We start from the raw sequence: 1030 nt of genomic DNA, 5'->3' as shown, positions 1-1030 counted from the left end.
CGCGGTCCTGGCTGCCGGTGGCCTTCCACACGGCCGATTCGACCAGCCGCCCGCCGTCCAGCGGCAGGCCCGGCAGGATGTTGAAGATGCCCAGCAGCAGGTTCGCGTAGATCACGAAGTTCAGGATCGCCCCGATCATGAACGTCGGTTCGAAGATGGTGGCCGCGACCCAGCCGATCCCGGCGATCACGAAGTTGCTCACCGGCCCGGCCAGCGCCACCAGCAGGGAGGCGCCCGGGGTGGCCTGGAAGGAGCCGAACTGGGTATGCCCGCCCCACAGGTCAGCACGATGTGGGAGTTGGGCCATTTGAAGTAGCGGGCCACCATGCGTGGGCCAGCTCATGGATCAGCACGGCCAGGGCGATCATCAGCGAGCAGATGAACCCCAGCAGGTAGGCGGTGGTGGCCGGGATCCAGGCGGTGCGCTGCAGCTGCATGCCGAAGATCACCGTGATCACCACGGTGATGAAGAACCAGGAGTAGGCAAGGTAGACCGGGACCCCGGCGATCCTGCCCAGCCGGAGCCCGGGCCATTTCTCGTTCAGTTCGCTCACGCGTTGATCTGCTCCAACCAGGTGTTCAGTTGTTCAATGGACAGCTGCCGCAGCGATTCGCTGCGCCGCCACGGCCCCTGACCGGGGTCGGTGGCGTTGGGGACCAGCACCGCGAACAGCCCCGCGGCGCTGGCCGCGGTGATGCCCGGCAGTGAATCCTCCAGGCCCACGCACTGGGACGGGTCCAGGGAAATCTCGAATTTCTCGCCCAGCAGCTGCAGCCCGCGCAGGTACGGTTCCGGGTCCGGCTTGCCGTGCTCCACCTCGTCCCCGGTGACGGTGACGTCGAAGTACGCTTCGGGCAGCTGGGTGAGGAAGTCCTGCACGATGCTGCGTTCGCTCATGGTCACCAGCGCCTGCGGGATCCCGGCGGCTGAGAACTGCTGGAGCAGCTCCAGCGCCCCGGGACGCCAGATCAGTTCGCGGCGCAGCCGCTGATCACCTCGGCGGAGAGCTCGTCAATGATCTGCCGCACG

The 1030-nt window shown here is 66.9% G+C and carries 3 protein-coding genes; all 3 read right to left on the bottom strand.

The annotated features are described in order from the left end of the window. Positions 1-307 (bottom strand): site-2 protease family protein (locus tag JCM19049_RS15225; RefSeq protein ID WP_279403347.1); only part of this gene is annotated, 307 nt, incomplete at its 3' end. After that, positions 282-554 (bottom strand): hypothetical protein, encoded by a 273-nt coding sequence (locus JCM19049_RS15220; RefSeq protein ID WP_054821984.1) that lies wholly within the window; start codon positions 552-554, stop codon positions 282-284. The genes JCM19049_RS15220 and JCM19049_RS15225, both read right to left, overlap by 26 nt. Then, entirely contained in the window at positions 551-985 is a 435-nt protein-coding gene (locus tag JCM19049_RS15215; RefSeq protein ID WP_279403348.1) for an HAD family hydrolase, read from the bottom strand. Before JCM19049_RS15215 ends, JCM19049_RS15220 begins: the two co-directional genes overlap by 4 nt. Positions 986-1030: the final 45 nt, after the last annotated feature.

This window comes from Arthrobacter sp. JCM 19049, assembly GCF_001310435.1.
This window is presented reverse-complemented; position numbering and strand designations above follow the sequence as displayed.